This window comes from Streptomyces sp. NPDC087422, from assembly GCF_044744145.1.
Taxonomy (GTDB): domain Bacteria; phylum Actinomycetota; class Actinomycetes; order Streptomycetales; family Streptomycetaceae; genus Actinacidiphila.
On record NZ_JBIUXT010000001.1, the window covers coordinates 1049977 to 1066464 of the forward strand.

The 16488-nt window shown below is 70.9% G+C and carries 13 protein-coding genes; 12 read left to right on the forward strand and 1 reads right to left on the reverse strand.

Annotated features, from left to right (window positions below; translation table 11 throughout):
- Window positions 1-3: 3 nt before the first annotated feature.
- A complete protein-coding gene (locus tag ACIO6U_RS04910; protein ID WP_401715556.1) occupies window positions 4-507 on the forward strand; it encodes a hypothetical protein in 504 nt (167 codons plus the stop codon).
- A gap of 192 nt (window positions 508-699) precedes the next feature.
- Here ACIO6U_RS04910 and ACIO6U_RS04915 read toward each other — a convergent pair whose 3' ends face one another.
- Window positions 700-1236 (reverse strand): HNH endonuclease, encoded by a 537-nt coding sequence (locus ACIO6U_RS04915; protein ID WP_075016193.1) that lies wholly within the window; start codon window positions 1234-1236, stop codon window positions 700-702.
- A 232-nt stretch (window positions 1237-1468) separates the two neighbouring features.
- On the opposite strand from ACIO6U_RS04915, the gene ACIO6U_RS04920 reads away from it, so the two are divergent.
- The 11 genes from ACIO6U_RS04920 to ACIO6U_RS04970 all read left to right on the forward strand — a co-directional run bounded on the left by ACIO6U_RS04920 (window position 1469) and on the right by ACIO6U_RS04970 (window position 16484).
- Window positions 1469-2536 carry a mechanosensitive ion channel domain-containing protein gene (locus ACIO6U_RS04920; protein ID WP_391046747.1) on the forward strand — a complete coding sequence of 356 codons (1068 nt, stop codon included), beginning with the start codon at window positions 1469-1471 and terminating at the stop codon, window positions 2534-2536.
- Window positions 2537-2706: 170 nt separating this feature from the next.
- Window positions 2707-3942, forward strand: coding sequence for an ROK family transcriptional regulator (locus tag ACIO6U_RS04925; RefSeq protein ID WP_401715559.1), 1236 nt, complete (start codon window positions 2707-2709; stop codon window positions 3940-3942).
- A gap of 264 nt (window positions 3943-4206) precedes the next feature.
- The gene (locus ACIO6U_RS04930; protein WP_401715561.1) at window positions 4207-5538 is read left to right on the forward strand and encodes an ABC transporter substrate-binding protein; all 1332 of its coding nucleotides are present in this window, start codon (window positions 4207-4209) and stop codon (window positions 5536-5538) included.
- Window positions 5538-6488 (forward strand): carbohydrate ABC transporter permease, encoded by a 951-nt coding sequence (locus ACIO6U_RS04935; RefSeq protein WP_401715563.1) that lies wholly within the window; start codon window positions 5538-5540, stop codon window positions 6486-6488. Before ACIO6U_RS04930 ends, ACIO6U_RS04935 begins: the two co-directional genes overlap by 1 nt.
- A 2-nt stretch (window positions 6489-6490) precedes the next feature.
- Window positions 6491-7405, forward strand: coding sequence for an ABC transporter permease subunit (locus ACIO6U_RS04940; RefSeq protein WP_391160398.1), 915 nt, complete (start codon window positions 6491-6493; stop codon window positions 7403-7405).
- Window positions 7402-8664: a 6-phospho-beta-glucosidase gene (locus ACIO6U_RS04945; RefSeq protein WP_355337165.1), complete on the forward strand. Its 1263-nt coding sequence runs from the start codon at window positions 7402-7404 to the stop codon at window positions 8662-8664. Before ACIO6U_RS04940 ends, ACIO6U_RS04945 begins: the two co-directional genes overlap by 4 nt.
- Complete coding sequence (locus ACIO6U_RS04950; RefSeq protein WP_401715565.1) at window positions 8661-9683, forward strand: N-acetylglucosamine kinase; 1023 nt, start codon at window positions 8661-8663, stop codon at window positions 9681-9683. Before ACIO6U_RS04945 ends, ACIO6U_RS04950 begins: the two co-directional genes overlap by 4 nt.
- 201 nt (window positions 9684-9884) lie before the next feature.
- Entirely contained in the window at window positions 9885-11291 is a 1407-nt protein-coding gene (locus ACIO6U_RS04955; RefSeq protein WP_401715567.1) for a hypothetical protein, read from the forward strand.
- A 107-nt stretch (window positions 11292-11398) separates the two neighbouring features.
- Entirely contained in the window at window positions 11399-12376 is a 978-nt protein-coding gene (locus ACIO6U_RS04960) for a glutamate ABC transporter substrate-binding protein (protein WP_401715569.1), read from the forward strand.
- A gap of 57 nt (window positions 12377-12433) precedes the next feature.
- Entirely contained in the window at window positions 12434-13729 is a 1296-nt protein-coding gene (locus tag ACIO6U_RS04965; protein WP_401715570.1) for a hypothetical protein, read from the forward strand.
- A gap of 139 nt (window positions 13730-13868) precedes the next feature.
- Window positions 13869-16484 carry a tetratricopeptide repeat protein gene (locus ACIO6U_RS04970; RefSeq protein ID WP_401715851.1) on the forward strand — a complete coding sequence of 872 codons (2616 nt, stop codon included), beginning with the start codon at window positions 13869-13871 and terminating at the stop codon, window positions 16482-16484.
- Window positions 16485-16488: the final 4 nt, after the last annotated feature.

Below are 16488 nucleotides of genomic sequence, written 5' to 3' on the forward strand. Positions count from 1 at the left end.
AGCATGAGCAAAAGCGAGCGAATGGCGAAAAGCGCTGCGGTCGGCACCCTCATGGTGCTGGCGGCAACTGGGTGCGGAGGTGCGATGAACAACGGCAACGTCTCGCCCGACTCGGTCGAGAAGAAGGCACACACGCTCACCCAACAGGCCCTCGACGCCCTCACCCCGGTCATCGGCTCCGCCGACACGTCGGTCGAGCACCAGGGCTGGAAGCAGTGCTCAACCGAAACACCGGGTAATCACCGCTTCGAATACACCTACATCCTGAAACTGGATGTCCTCGTACAGGACCCGGAGGCTGCCCTGGCCGCCGCCAAAGCCCATTTCGCGAAGGAGGGCTACCTTCCCGGCCCACCGCAGACGGACCGGGTCAGCGCCAGTGAAGCGCATTCCACGTGGGGGGTGGCCGTAGGAGTGGACGATGACAAAAAGTCCATGTTCATCAGTGTCGACTCGGACTGCGTCTTCACCACCCACGACCCCCCGAAGACCGGCAGCTCGTCGTAGCAGGCTGCTCGCCGTCCGCAGACATCGAGGGCGGGAGGCCCGCATATATATGCGGGCACATGCACACGTCATCTCACTGAAGTTTACGCCATCAGTGGTAACGCGCCGTTCCCCGGAGGACGCTCCCGCACCCGCATCCGCGCGGATCGGGAGCGTCCTCCCGGGAATACCGGAAATAGCTGAGCCCGGATCTCAGGCTGATATGCCGTCGATCCGGGCCAGGGCGTCGTCCGCGCCGAACGGTTGCAGGTATGGCAACCAGCGCGGGTCCCTATGTCCGGTCCCGATGATCCGCCAGGCGAGCCCGGACGGCGGGGCGGGTTGATGACGCAGCCGCCAGCCGAGTTCCGCCACATGGCGGTCGGCCTTCACGTGATTGCAGCGTCTGCACGCGGCCACCACGTTCTCCCAGGCGTGCTGGCCGCCCCGGCTGCGCGGAATGACGTGGTCGACGCTGGTGGCGGCGGCTCCGCAATACGCGCACTTGCCGCCGTCGCGGGCGAACAGCGCCCTACGGGTCAGCGGCACGGTGCCCCGAAAGGGGACTCGCACGAATTTGGTGAGCTTCACGACACTGGGCGCGGGCAGCGCCTGTGTCTCACTGTGCAGATAGGCGCCGGATTCCTCGAGGCAGACGGCCTTGTTGTTGAGCACGAGGACAAGCGCACGGCGGAGCGGTACGACGCCGAGCGGCTCGTACGACGCGTTCAGGACCAGGACATGCGGCACGGATGCCTCCTTTAACGCCGGCGGCGCGTGGCTCGCGCCGGGACGATCTGGCCTAAGTCTCTCCGGAAGGCGGCCCATGGCGCCACCATGCCCGGGTAACGGACCGAGGGTGTTTTGCAGCACACCTGTGTTCATCCCCACGATCGTGGCCTGCCCCTCCTCCCGCACGGCAACGAGACGGCATCGGTCGTCCCGTTAGTGTGGAGGCTTGTTTCCCACCGGAGGTTCCGCAGTGCCCACCGCGACGTCCACCGCCGCCGCCGTACCGTCCCGCCTGTTCCCGCTCGCCGCCGGAGACCGTGATTCGTCGGTCTACCGGGCCGGCGGCTGGATACAGGAGAACTGGGCGAGCTGGCTGAGCGCGGGGCTGCGCATTTTGTTGATCGTCGCCATCGCGATCGTGCTGCGCTCGGTGGTGCGGCGGACGATCAGCAGACTCATCGACCGGATGAACCGGGGCGCGGAGGCCGCGGCCTCCACCGCGCTGGGCGGCCTGCTGGTCAACGCGGAGCGGCGCAAGCAGCGCAGCGAGGCGATCGGCTCGGTGCTGCGCAGTGTGGCGTCCTTCCTGATCCTGGGCACGGCCGCGCTGACCGTGCTGTCGGTGCTCAAGATCAATCTGGCGCCGCTGCTGGCCAGCGCCGGGGTCGCCGGGGTCGCGATCGGCTTCGGCGCGCGCAATCTGGTGACGGACTTCCTGTCCGGCGTCTTCATGATCCTGGAGGACCAGTACGGCGTCGGCGACGTGATCGACGCGGGGGTGGCCAGCGGCACCGTCATAGAGGTGGGGCTGCGGGTCACCAAGCTGCGCGGTGACAACGGCGAGATCTGGTACGTGCGCAACGGCGAGGTCAAGCGGATCGGCAACCTCAGCCAGGGCTGGGCGACGGCTGTGGTGGACGTGCAGGTCGGCGCGGGCGAGGACCTGGAGCGGGCGCGCCAGGTGATCGCGGCCACCGGCGAGGACATGGGCAAGGAGGACCCCTGGGACGAGATGCTCTGGGAGCCCGTACGGGTCCTCGGCCTGGAGTCGGTCGGCACGGACTTCGTGGTGATCCAGACGCACGCCAAGACGATGCCGGGGCGGGCCACCGATGTCGCCCGTGAGCTGCGCTGGCGGATCAAGCGGGCGTTCGACGAGGCGGGCATCGTGATCTCCGGCGGTACGCCGACGGTGGAGGTCACCGAGGCGACGGTGCCCGAGGGCGCGTCGGAGGTGGCCGAGATGCGGCGGCAGACCGCCGTGGAGGACGCGCGCCCCGCGGCGCCCGTGCCGCCGCCCGCCTCCGGCGAGCGCTGACCCGCGGCACCTGTCGCTTTGCCGAGGCCCCTGGCACCCTGATGGCGCCGGGGGCTTCGTTCATAACGACTTGGCCGTCCTGCCGTCGACCCCCCTTGACGCTCCGCCAATGGCGGGCCTACCTTTCGTTTTGCCAATAGGAAACTTTCCTAACAGTGAACTGAGGGAGGATGGCGCGCATGGCTGGCACCCCTGGAACGCCGCGCGTACTGCGCGCCATGAACGACCGCGCCGCACTCGACCTCCTGCTGGAGCACGGCACGCTCTCCCGTACCCGGATCGGCAAGCTGACCGGACTGTCCAAGCCCACCGCGTCGCAGCTGCTGGCGCGCCTGGAGGCGGCGGGGCTGGTCCAGGCCACCGGCACCACGGCGGGCCGCCCCGGCCCCAACGCCCAGCTCTACTCGGTCAATCCGGCCGCCGCGTACGTGGCGGGACTCGATGTCAACTCCGAGCGGATCAGGGCCGCGGTCGCCGACATCACCGGCCGTACCGTCGGCACCTTCAAGCTGCTCACCCCGCGCCGCCGCACCGCGGGCAACGCGGTGGAGCAGGTCGTGCAGGCCGTGGACGGCGCGGCCAAGGCCGCCGGGCTGAACCGCTCCGACCTGCACCGGATCGTCATAGGCACGCCCGGCGCCTTCGACCCCAGCACCGGACGGCTGCGCTACGCCAGCCACCTGCCCGGCTGGCACGCGCCCGCGCTGCTGGACGAGCTGGCCGCCGCGCTGCCGATGCCGCTGGAGTACGACAACGACGTCAATCTCGCCGCCGTCGCCGAACAGCGGATCGGCGCCGCCCGCGAGCACGACGACTTCGTGCTGCTGTGGAACGAGGAGGGCATCGGCGCCGCCATCGTCATCGGCGGCCGGCTGCACCGCGGCTGGACCGGCGGCGCGGGCGAGGTCGGCTTCCTGCCGGTGCCCGGCACCCCGCTGGTCCGCAACGTCACCAAGGCCAACAACGGCGGCTTCCAGGAACTCGCGGGCTGCAACGCCGTGTTGCGGCTGGCCAGGGAACTCGGCATCGACGTCCCGGCCGGCATCCAGCAGGACGCCGCCGCCGAACTGCTCGCCGAGGCCGCGCTGCGGCACACCGCGAGCGAGGAGACCGGCGCCGACAGCGGCCCGTACGGCGAACTGCTCGCCCGGTTCGCCACCGGCACCGCCATCGGTCTGGCCTCGCTGGTCGCCGTGCTCGACCCGGCGATGATCGTGCTGTCGGGCGATGTGACCGTGGCGGGCGGCGAACCGCTGCGCGCCCTGGTCCAGGCCGAACTCGCCGAACTGGCCGTACCCCGGCCGCATCTGGTGCTCGGCACGGTCCAGGACCACCCCGTACTGAGCGGGGCGCTGGAGAGCGCGCTCGCCACCACCCGCGACGAGGTGTTCGACACCTCGCGCTGACCCCGCCCCGATAACGGACCCCGCCACCCCGAACCGCCCGAGCCAGAGCCAGAACCGCCACAGCCAGAACCCGCCACAGCCAGAACCACCAGGGCCCAGAACCCGCGTACCCCGCAGATCCAGCGGACCGGCACACCCCGCCGCTCCGGTGGTCCCGCACACCCTCAGCACACCCTCAACAGGCCCTCAGCACACCCTCGACCAGTCCTTGAAAGCAGTACTTGAAAGGCCCGCAAGGCCCGAAGATCCCCCGGAGGAAGCGCAGTGTCCCGTCTGACGAAGGCAGCCGCCGCCGTAGCGGCCACCGCCGCGATATCGCTGCTCGCGAGCGCATGTACCGGCCAGAGTTCCGGCTCGGCCGACGACGACGCCAGCAAGGACGTCTCCATCACGTTCTGGCACGGCTGGACCGCGCCCAACGAGCTGAAGGCCATCAACGACAACGTCGCCCGGTTCGAGAAGGCGCACCCCAACATCCACGTCAAGGTGCAGGGCAACATCACCGACGACAAGATCAACCAGGCGCTGCGCGCGGGCGGTTCGAAGGCCCCCGACGTCGTCTCCTCCTTCACCACCGACAACGTCGGCCAGTTCTGCTCCTCCGGCTCGATGGCCGACCTCGGCCCGTTCCTGACGAAGTCGAAGATCGACCCGGCCGCCACCTTCCCCAAGCCGATGCTGGAGTACACCCAGTTCAACGGGACCCGCTGCACGCTGCCGCTGCTCGGTGACGCGTACGGGCTGTACTACAACAAGAAGGCGTTCGCCGCCGCCGGGATCAGCGCGCCGCCCAAGACCATGAGCGAGTTCAAGGCCGACGCGATCAAGCTGACGAAGTCCAAGGGCGACTCGTACAGCCAGCTCGGCTTCATGCCGAACTTCCACGGCTACGAGTCCACCACCACGCACCTGGCCGCGCAGTGGGGTGTGAAGTACTTCGACGCGAGCGGCAAGTCCCAGGTGGCCAAGGACCCCGGGTTCGCGAAGATGTTCGACTGGCAGCAGGACATGGTCAAGTCGCTGGGCGGCTTCGGCAAGCTGGAGAAGTACCGCAACACCTTCGGTGACGAATTCGGCGCGAAGAACCCGCTGCTGACCGGCCAGGTCGCGATGGGCATGGACGGCGAGTGGCGGCTGGGCATGGCCAAGGACGCCGGGATGAACGACCTCGGCGTGGCGCCCTTCCCGGTCCCCGACGACCAGGCGAGCACGTACGGCAAGGGCTACCTGTCCGGCACGATCATCGGCATCGCCAACACCAGCACGAAGAAGAACGCGGCCTGGGAGCTGGTGAAGTTCATGACCACCGACACCGACGCGGTCGTCTCCTTCGCCAACGCGATCCACAACGTGCCCTCCACGCTGGCCGCGCTGAAGTCGCCGAAGCTCGACGCCGACCCCGGCTTCAGGACCTTCATCGACATCGCGCAGAACCCGAACAGCACCACCACCCCGCCGAGCATCAACGGCGGCGCGTACCAGCTCACGCTCCAGGACTTCGGTTACGCCTACGAGTCCGGCAAGTCCAAGGACCTTGAGCAGGGTCTCCAGGGTGTCGACGCGCAGGTCGACAAGGACATCGCGCAGGCCAAGTGATGACCGCCGCCCTCCATCCCCTGCTGAAGGCCAAGCGCCGCAAGTCGGCGCTGCGCACCCTGGCCTTCCTGTCCCCCTGGATCATCGGGTTCAGCGTCTTCTTCGTGTACCCGCTGGTCTCCACCGTCTACTTCTCGTTCATGAAGTACAACGGCATCAACGCGCCGACCTGGGTGGGCGGCAAGAACTGGTCGTACGTCTTCTCGGACTACCCGTTCTTCTGGCCCGCGCTGCGCAACACGCTGTGGCTGGTCGTCGTGATGGTGACGCTGCGGGTGCTGTTCGGACTCGGCATCGGCCTGCTCATCACGAAGATCAAGACGGGCGCGGGCTTCTTCCGTACGGCGTTCTACCTGCCGTACCTGGCCCCGCCGGTCGCCGCGACGATGGCGTTCGTCTTCCTGCTCAACCCCGGTACGGGACCGGTCAACCACCTGCTGGGCGACTTCGGTCTGCCCACCCCGGGCTGGTTCACCGATCCGCACTGGTCCAAGCCCGCGCTGACCATGCTGGCCGTGTGGGGCATCGGCGACCTGATGGTGATCTTCATGGCCGCGCTGCTCGACGTGCCCAGGGAGCAGTACGAGGCGGCGGAGCTGGACGGCGCGGGCCCCTGGCACCGCTTCCGGTTCGTGACGCTGCCGAACATCTCGCCGATCGTGATGTTCGCGGTGGTCACCGGTGTCATCCAGACCATGCAGTACTACACACAGCCGCTGGTCGCGGGGAAGGTCGCGAGCGGGGTGATCGGCAACTCCGGCCAGCAGGTGGAGCCCGGCTACCCCGACAAGTCGACCCTCACCCTGCCGCAACTGGTCTACGAACGCGGCTTCCAGCGCTTCGACTACGGCTCGGCGTGCGTCATCGCCCTCGTGCTGTTCGTGCTCTCGATGGCGTTCACGGCGCTGCTGCTGCGCCGCCGCAACGGCTTCCTGTCGGCGGAGGACTGATCATGACCCAAGCGACCATCGCGCCCGGCGGCGCCGTCCGCGACCCCGCCGCGGGCCGCGGCCCCGACCTCCGCGCCCGGCGCAAGGCGCGCCGCAAGGAGACCCTGCACTGGATCGCCGTGCACTCGCTCGGCATCGCGGCGGCGGCCTTCTTCGTGCTGCCCTTCGTCTTCGTCTTCCTCACCGCGGTGATGAGCGACAACCAGGCGCTCACCCGCGACCTGTGGCCCGACCACTGGCAGTGGTCCAACTTCCGCACGGTGTGGGACACCCCGGGCTTCCTGACCTGGTGGCGCAACACGCTGGTGTACGCGGTCGGCGGCACCGTGCTGACCGTGGTGTCGTCCCTGCCGGTGGCGTACGCGCTCGCCAAGTTCCGCTTCCGCGGCCGTAATCTGGTCATGGTCCTGGTGATCTCGACGATGATGCTGCCGCCGCAGGTGGTCATCATCCCGATGTACCTGTTCTGGACCAAGCAGTTGGGGATGGACGGCAGCCTGTGGCCGCTGATCATCCCGATGGCCTTCGGTGACGCGTTCACCATCTTCCTGCTGCGGCAGTTCCTGCTGACGATCCCCAAGGAGTACACCGAGGCCGCCAAGGTCGACGGCTGCGGTGAGCTGCGCACGCTGCTCACCGTCATCGTCCCGATGATCAGGCCGGCCCTGGCCGCGGTGGCGCTCTTCCAGTTCTTCTACTGCTGGAACGACTACTTCGGGCCGCAGATCTACGCCAGCTCCAACCCCGGGGCCTGGACGCTCAGCTACGGACTGGAGTCCTTCAAGGGCGCACACCACACCAACTGGAATCTGACCATGGCGGCCACCGTTCTCGTGATGGCCCCGGTGATCGTGGTCTTCTTCTTCGCGCAAAAGGCCTTCATCGAAGGCGTGACCCTGACGGGAGTCAAGGGATGAAACTGGCAGTCGTGGGCGGCGGGTCCACGTACACCCCCGAACTCATCGACGGATTCGCGCGGTTGCGCGACACTCTGCCGATCGAGGAACTGGTGCTGGTCGACCCGGCCGCGGACCGCCTGGAGTTGGTCGGCGGGCTCGCCCGGCGGATCTTCGCCAAGCAGGGCCATCCGGGCACCATCACCACCACCGCCGACCTGGAGTCGGGGGTGGCCGGCGCGGACGCCGTGCTGCTCCAGCTCAGGATCGGCGGGCAGGCCGCGCGCAACCAGGACGAGACGTGGCCGCTCGAATGCGGCTGTGTCGGCCAGGAGACCACCGGCGCGGGCGGTCTCGCCAAGGCGCTGCGCACGGTCCCGGTGGTCCTCGACATCGCCGAGCGGGTGCGCAGGGTCGCGCCGCAGGCGTGGATCATCGACTTCACCAACCCGGTCGGCATCGTGACCCGGGCGCTGCTCCAGGCCGGGCACAAGGCCGTCGGGCTGTGCAATGTGGCGATCGGCTTCCAGCGCAAATTCGCCAGGCTGCTGGACGTCTCGCCGGAGCAGGTGCACCTGGACCACGTCGGGCTCAACCACCTGACGTGGGAGCGCGGGGTGCGCCTGGGCGGGCCGCAGGGCGAGGACATGCTGCCCAAGCTGCTCGCGGAGCACGGCGACACGATCGCCGCCGACCTGCACCTGCCGCGCGAGATCGTGGACCGGCTCGGCGTCGTCCCCTCGTACTACCTGCGCTACTACTACGCGCACGACGAGGTGGTGCGCGAGCTGCGGACCACGCCGTCGCGGGCCTCCCAAGTGGCCGCGATGGAGAAGCAGTTGCTGGAGATGTACGGCGACCCGGCGCTGGACGAGAAGCCGGAGCTGCTGGCCAAGCGCGGCGGCGCCTTCTACTCGGAGGCCGCGGTGGCGCTGGCGTCCTCGCTGCTGCGCAACACCGGCGACGTCCAGGTGGTGAACACGTACAACAACGGCACGCTGCCGTTCCTCGCCGACGACGCCGTCATCGAGGTGCCCGCGGTGGTCGACGGGAACGGCACGAAGCCGCTGCCGGTCGCGCCGCTCGACCCGCTGTACGCGGGCCTGATCGCCAATGTCACGGCGTACGAGGACCTGGCGCTCGAGGCCGCGCTGCGCGGCGGCCGGGACCGGGTGTTCAAGGCGCTGCTGTCGCACCCGCTGATCGGCCAGTACGAGTACGCCGAGGCGCTCACCGACAGTCTCGTCGCGCACAACCGGGAGCACTTGGCGTGGGCGTGAGCCGGGAACCGCTCGTCCCCGGTGGCGTCCTCGCCATCGACGCGGGCAACAGCAAGACCGACGTGGCGCTGGTCTCCGCCGACGGAACGGTGCTCGGCGCCGCCCGCGGCGGCGGCTTCCAGCCGCCGGTCGTCGGGGTCGGGGCAGCCGTCGACGCCCTCGCGCGCATCGTGGAGCGCGCGGCGGCCGACGCGGGCCTGCGGCGTGCCGCGGACGGTTCCGACAGCGCCGATACGGGGACGCCTCTGGTGGAGCACACCTCGGCCTGTCTGGCCAACGCGGACCTGCCGGTCGAGGAGCAGCAGCTCGAAGCGGCGGTGCACGGGCGCGGCTGGGCGAGGTCGACACGCGTCGCCAACGACACCTTCGCGATCCTGCGGGCGGGCGTGGACGCGCCCCGCGGGGTGGCGGTGGTGTGCGGCGCGGGCATCAACTGCGTGGGCATGCTGCCGGACGGCAGGACGGCCCGTTTCCCGGCGATCGGCAAGATCTCCGGGGACTGGGGCGGCGGTTCGGGTCTCGCCGAGGAGGCCCTGTTCCACGCCGCCCGCGCCGAGGACGGCCGGGGCGGACCGACGGCGCTGGCGGCCACACTGCCCGCGCACTTCGGACTGCCCACGATGTACGCGCTGATCGAGGCGCTGCACCTGGAAACGATTCCGGCGGCCCGCAAGTACGAGCTGACGCCCGTGCTGTTCGCGACCTCCGACGCGGGGGACGCGGTCGCCCGCTCGATACTCGACCAGCAGGCCGACGAGATCGTGGCCCTGGCCACGGTGGCGCTGGCCAGACTCGACCTGCTGGACGAGGAGGCCGACGTGGTGCTGGGCGGCGGGGTCATGGCGGCCAGGAATCCGTATCTCATGGACGCCCTGACCGAACGGCTCACCGCCCGCGCCCCCAAGGCCCGGCCGCACGTCGTGACAGCGCCGCCGGTGCTCGGCGCGGCCCTGCTGGGTCTGGACCACCTGGCGGCCCCGCCGCGGTCCCACGCGGCACTGCGGGCCCACTACGCGTAACGCCTCACACCGCCCTGTTCGGTTCCCGGTCGCCCGGGAACCGAACAGGGCGTTGACGCGTGTGGGGGGTTAGGGGAGCAGGCAAGGCGGTCGTGCGGCAAGATCCACCGGTTGGCTAGGTGGATGCAGGTGGCTGCGGCCATACTGCTGGCTGAGAGCGTGACTTCCGCGGACGCGGTGGTCGGTCCCGGGGGAGGGTGAGTGACGCAGACGCCGACGATGGGCGGGGGTTCGAACGGGCTGAACCGGGCGGGGGTACCGGCGCAGCGCCGCCGGGCCTGGGTGGAACGTACGGATCAGCTCAAGGCCGCCGCCACCACGGAGCCGGGCCGGCTGCGGATCATCGGCGCCGTACTGGCCCTGCTGGTCGTGGCGTTCGGCGCCGTCACGGCCTGGCAGGTCAGCGACCGTACGACGGCCGCGGGCAGCGTGCTCCACCACAGCGGGCCGCTGAGCGCGGACGCGGCGGAGATCTACCGCAGCCTCGCCGACGCCGACGCGACGGTGGCGGGCGGCTTCCTCGTCGGCGGCCAGGAGCCGCGCTCGGTCACCGACCGCTACGACAAGGACATCGACACCGCGGCCGAGCTGATCACGCACGCCGCCGCGAACACGCAAGGGTCCGCGGAGGCGAGCGCGCAGATCTCCTCGCTCAACCAGCAGCTCCCGCGGTACACCAAGCTGGTGGCCACCGCCCAGGCCAACAACCGGCAGGGCCTGCCGCTGGGCGGCGCCTACCTGCGGTTCGCCAACGAGCAGATGCGCAAGCCCGGCGGGCTGCTCGACGCCTCCAAGAAGCTGTACGAGGCGGAGTCGGCGCGGCTGGACGACGACTACTCCGGCGCCAAGGCGCTGCCCTACGCCTCGTGGGCGCTGGGCATCGTGGCGCTCGGCGGCCTGGTGTGGGCGCAGCGCCGCCACTACCGGCGCACCAACCGGGTGTTCAACCACGGCATGCTCGCCGCGTCCGCCGCCTGCGCGGTGGTCCTGCTGTGGCTGGTGGTGGGACACACGGTGGCGCGTACGCAGCTCGACAACTCCGACGCGCACGGCGCGGAGTCGATGAAGGTGCTCAACAGCGCGCGGATCGCGGTGCTCCAGGCCCGTGGCGACGAGAATCTGACGCTGGTGGCCCGCGGTTCCGGCAGCGCGTACGACGCGACGTTCCAGAGCGGCATGGAGACGCTGGCGGGCAAGGACCCCAAGGGTGTGGGCGGTGAGTTGGCGAAGGCGCTGAAGCTGGCCGACAACACGGCGGGCCGCACCCCGGTCGATTCCGCGATCAAGGGTGTGCGGGCGTGGCGCGGCAGGCACGATGTGGCCAGGGCGAGTGACAACAACGGTGACTACGCCACGGCGGTCGCCGAGGTGATCGGCGGCAAGGACAGCAGGGGCAAGACGGTCACGGAGACCACCGGGCAGTGCTTCGACGTGGTCGACGCCAGTCTGGAGAAGGCCGTCGCGCAGGAGCAGCACGAGTTCCAGCAGGCCGCGAGGAACGGCCACGGCGCGCTGTCGCTGCTGCCGTACGGCGCGGCGGTGCTCGCGGTGCTGGCGGCGGCGGGCGCGGTGTTCGGCATCGGGCGCCGCCTGTCGGAGTACCGGTGATGAGCGTGCGGAACGAACCCGGGGTGAGGCGGACTGTGGAAGCGATACGGCCAGGACGCGGCAGGCGGGCCAGGGCCAGGCTGCGCGGCTGGGGCGGAGTCGCGGGGATGGCCTCGGCGTGCGCGCTGGCGCTGAGCGCCGCGCTGCTGCTGCCGTCGGACACCGCTCCCGCCGCCGACGCGGGCAGGACCGCCCCGCGGGCGCCGGTGACGCACGCGCAGTACGCGGCCGACGACGCGTGCGAGAACTCCGCGACGGCCCTGGACCCGGCCACCGGCGCGGTCACGAGCCTCGACCCCGACGGCGGGACGCGGGACGGCGCGGCGGTGGAGCGGATCAGGCGGAACAAGCGGCTGATCGTCGGTGTCGACCAGAACAGCTATCTGTGGGGTTACCGCGACCCGGTCTCCGGTGAGATCACCGGCTTCGACATCGCCATCGTCAAGGCCATCGCGAAGAGCATCCTCGGCGAGAACGCGCAGGTGCAGTACCTGACGATACCGACCGACCAGCGCGTCCCGATGATCCTGACCCACAAGGTCGACATGGTGGTGCGCACGATGAGCATCACGTGTTCCCGGCTGACCGAGAAGGACAAGCAGATCGCCTTCTCCAGCGCCTACTTCATGGCGGGCCAGCAGCTTCTGGCGCCCGAGGGCTCCCCCGTCACCGGCTTCGACGACTCGCTGAGCGGCAAGAAGGTCTGCACCGCGTCCGGTTCGACCGGTGCGACCAAGCTCCAGGCGGACCCGCACGGCGCGAAGATCATGCTGGTGCCGAACCAGCTCGACTGTCTGGTGCGGGTGCAACTCGGCCTCGCGGACGCGGTGTTCACCGACAACGCGCTCGCGGCCGGCCAGGCCGCGCAGGACCCGTCGATGCGGCTGGTCGGCAAACCGGTCACCACCGAGCCGTACGGTGTGGCGATGAACCTGGCGGACACCGACCTGATCCGGCAGGTCAACCAGGTGCTGGCGACGTACAGCGGCGGCGGCGCCGACAGCGAGTGGATGCGGCAGTACCACCGCTGGCTCGGCCAGCACCTGTCCGGGATCACCGGCCCGCCGGAGGCCCACTACAAGTAACGGCGCGACGCAGTCGGGGGCACCAACAGCGCACACGGACAGCGGAAAGAGGGTGTGATGGCGGTCGCTGGACCCACCGGACCGGTCATGGGACGGGAAGAGGTCGACCGTGCCCTGGAGCGGCTCGGCACCGAGCACGAGGCGATCGAGTCCTCGCTGCTCGCCCTCCAGGACCACTCGGGCCGCCGTCTGCTGGAGGGCGCCGAGCTGACCGGTGTCACCAAGGAGCGCTGGGCGCAGACCGACGCGGCGATCACCCTGCTGTGGGCGCATTTCGAGGCGTACACCGAGGCGTTGGACAGCGCGCGTGAGCTGCGGGCCAAGCGCCGCTGGCCGACGCAGACCGAACTGGTCCGGCTGACCGAGCTGCTGCGCGGCGAGGGCGTGACCGTCACCGGGGCCGCCACCCCGGACGCCGCCAGGTCGCTGACCGGCCCGGCGAAACTGACCGAGAAGTTCAGCCTGGAGCAGTTGCTCGCGCGGATGAACGGCTGGTACGACCAGGCCATGGAGACGGTGGCCGCCGCCGACTCCGTGTGGTCGGCGCTGCCCGCCAGGATCGACCTGCTGGCCGCCGAGACCCGGCGGGTCCAGTCGCTGGCGGACTCGGTGGGCGTACGGCCGGGCACGCACCCGGCGGGCGACGAACTGGCCGGTCTGATCGACGACTTGGGCGTGCTGCGCGCCCGTACCGTCTCCGACCCGCTCGCCTTCTGGCGGGCCGCGCCCTCGCCCGGCCGCCCCGACACCGAGCGGTACGAGCAGGCGGGCCGCCAACTGGAGCAGATCCGCCGCGAGGTGGAGGCGGTGCTGCACGTACGGGACGACGCCGAGCACCGGCTGCTGCGGCTGCGTGACGTGCTGTCGCGCGCCGACCGCACGCTGACCGAGGCGCGCAGCGCCCGGGTCGAGGTGCTGTCGAAGATCCTGGCGTCCGACGTGCCCGCGGTCAGCGGCCCGGCGGCGGCGCTGCACGAACAGCTCGCGTCCGCCGAGGCGTTCTGGCGCGGCTCGCAGTGGCACCGGCTGTCCCCGCTGCTGGACGGCCTGGAGGAGCGCGCGGACGAGGAGCTGCTGCGGGCCCGCGACTCGCTGACGGCGGTGACCGCGCCGCTGGCGGTCAGGGCGGAGCTGCGCGGCAGACTGGACGCGTACCGCGCGAAGGTGGCGCGGCTGGGGATGGCCGAGGACCCGCTGCTGATCGAGCGGTACGACCAGGCGCGCCGTCTGCTGTGGAGCGCGCCGTGCGACCTGGCCGCGGCCGAGCGCACCGTGCAGCGGTATCAGCAGGCGGTCGCGGAGGTCACCGTGCCGCGGACGTCGGGGCCGCAGGACAGCAGGGGGCCGGTATGACCGGGACCGCCGGAATGTCGTCGTCGGGCGGGACCGTTGCGTACAGGGCGCGCGTGGCGTACGCGCGACAGGGGAAAGGCTGAGGGGGAACACCGTGAGCAAGTGCCAACGGCCCGGTTGCGGCGGGACCTTGGAGGACATGGGCGGCGGCGAGCTGTACTGCGACACCTGCGGCCTCGCGCCGCTGCCGGTGGCCGCGCAGGGCGGCGCGGGCCCGGTGGGCGCGGCGGGCTCGGTGCCCGGCGCGCGCGGCGCGGACTCGGGTCGCTCCGGCCGTTCGGTGTCCTCGCAGACCTCGTCGCACTCCTCCTCGCGGTCCTCCAAGTCCTCCTCCCGCGCCTCGCGCCGTTCGGTCTCCGGGCGGCTGTCGCGGTCGCTGAGCGGCACCGCCACCGGCCGTTCGGTGTCGGTGCGCAGCAGCCGCAGTTCCAGCAGCGGCTCCACCCGCGGCAAGCTCGGCGCGGGCCTGGTGTCCGTGCCGACGGTGCCGCGGCCGGACCCGGCCGCCGCGGTGCTGGAGAACCCCGAGGTGCCCGAGCGCAAGCGCTTTTGCAGCAAGGGCGACTGCGGCGCGCCCGTCGGCCGCAGCCGCGGCGACCGCCCCGGCCGTACCGAGGGCTACTGCAGCAAGTGCGGCCACCCGTACTCGTTCTCGCCCAAGCTGCGGCCCGGCGACATCGTGCACGGCCAGTACGACGTGGTGGGCTGCCTGGCGCACGGCGGTCTCGGCTGGATCTACCTGGCGGTGGACCGGGCGGTGTCCGACCGTTGGGTGGTACTCAAGGGCCTGCTCGACACCGGGGACGAGGACGCGCTGGCCGCGGCCGTCTCCGAGCGGCGCTTCCTCGCCGAGATCGAGCACCCCAACATCGTCCGGATCTACAACTTCGTCGAGCACCTCGACCAGCGCACCGGCACCCTCGACGGGTACATCGTGATGGCGTACGTCGGCGGCAAGTCGATGAAGGAGATCGCCAACGAGCGGCGTACGCCGGACGGCAGGCGCGAGCCGCTGCCGGTCGCGCAGGCCATCGCGTACGCCATCGAGGCGCTGGACGCGCTGGGGCACCTGCACAGCCGCAATCTGCTCTACTGCGACTTCAAGGTCGACAACGCCATCCAGACCGAGGACCGGCTCGAACTCATCGACATGGGCGCCGTGCGGCGGATGGACGACACCGAGTCGGCGATATACGGCACGGTCGGCTATCAGGCGCCCGAGGTCGCCGAGGTCGGCCCCTCGGTCGCCTCCGACCTGTACACGGTGGCGCGGACGCTCGCGGTGCTGACCTTCGACTTCCAGGGCTACACGAACGTCTTCGTGGACAGCCTGCCCGACCCGGGCAACATCGAGGTCTTCTCCCGCTACGAGTCCTTCTACCGGCTGCTGGTCCGCGCGACCGACCCGGACCCGGACAAGCGGTTCTCCTCCGCCGAGGAGATGTCCGACCAGCTCCTGGGCGTGCTGCGCGAGGTCGTCGCCCTGGAGACCGGCCGCCCGCGGCCCGCGCTGTCCACCCTTTTCGGCCCCGAACTGCGCGTGGTGGACACCGAGTTGGTACGGCCGGTGACCGGTGACACCTCGACGCTCGGCGCCGACCGCGCGCTGGAGAAGGCGTCGCGGCGCCGCGACCGGGTCGGCGGCAACGGGTCGGCGCCCGCGCTGCCCGCCGGGGGCATCCCGGCCCAGCCCGCGGGGCTGCCCGCGGTACCCGGCCCCGGCGCGTACAGCCCGACCGTGATCGGCGCCCCGCTGCCCAACTGGGGCCCGCCGCCCGCCACCAGCCCCACCGTGTCGCGGCTGAACGCGGGCGCGGCCGTACTGGCGCTGCCCGTACCGCATGTCGACCCCGCCGACCCCAACGCGGGCTTCCTGGCCGGGCTTTCGGCCGCGGCCCCGGCCGAGCTGGTGGCGGCGCTGCACTCCGCGCCGCAGGACTCGGTGGAGAAGCGGCTGCGGGAGCTGCGGGCGCGGCTGGAGATGGCCGACCTCGACGGCGCCCAGCAGGTGATGGCGACGCTCGCCGACGCCGAGGACGACGCCATCGACTGGCGGGTGGTGTGGCACCGCGGCCTGGCGGCGCTGTGCACGGGCGACCACGAGACGGCGGCGCTGAGCTTCGACGCGGTCTACGACGCGTTCCCCGGTGAGCCCGCGCCGAAGCTGGCGCTGGGCATCTGCGCCGAGGTGCTGGGGCAGTTGGACAACGCGGCCGAGTACTACCGGCTGGTGTGGACGACCGACCAGAGCTATGTGAGCGCGGCCTTCGGTCTCGGCCGGGTGCTGCTGGCCTCCGGCGACCGGCAGGGCGCGGTACGCGTCCTGGAGTCGGTGCCCGAGTCGTCGATCCACTTCACCGCCGCGCGGGTGGCGGCGATCAGGGCCCGGCTGCGGGACAGATCGCCGCAGGAGCCGCTGCTGGCCGACCTCCAGGCGGCCGGGCTCCAGGTGGAGGAGCTGCAACGGCAGGGCCTGGACTCCGACCGGCGCGAGCAGCTCGCCACCGAGGTGCTGGGCAGCGCGCTGGACTGGGTGCTGGCGGGCCGTGTCGGGGACCTCCCGGCGGGCGCTCCGGGCGTACCGTCAACAGCCGGACCGCACAAGGCCGTTCTGGGCTCCGCCCTGAACGAGCGGGACCTGCGGTTCGGCCTGGAGCGCTCGTACCGGGTGCTGGCCAGGCTCGCCCAGCAGGGCAGTACGAGGATCGAACTGGTGGAACGCGCCAACCGCTTCCGCCCCCGGACGTGGGTGTAAACGA